Genomic DNA, 255 nt, shown 5'->3' on the forward strand with positions numbered 1-255 from the left:
GGGGTGGTTCACTTACCCACCACCACCAGGTCGCCTTCGGCCAGTTCCCCTTCAACCGGCGTCACTTCCACTGCGCCCGGTGTGGCCAGGCCGCTGCGGACGACGACGAGCCGGGTGGCTGCCGCTTCGCCGTCACGGGGATCGCCTTCAGCAACTTCCACGCGGGTCTCGCCGCCCGGACCGGCGGTGAGGGCCGCATACGGAACGGACAAGACCTCGCCGTCCGAGGCGCCGACGGCGATCGACACCCGAACG

General features: G+C 70.6%; 1 pseudogene. It reads right to left on the reverse strand.

Annotated elements, in window-relative coordinates:
- Window positions 1-8: 8 nt before the first annotated feature.
- Window positions 9-255, reverse strand: a pseudogene (locus SB754_RS21550) (hypothetical protein); the annotation flags it as partial.

It is taken from the genome of Leifsonia sp. SIMBA_070, assembly GCF_046534635.1.
GTDB lineage: Bacteria > Actinomycetota > Actinomycetes > Actinomycetales > Microbacteriaceae > Leifsonia.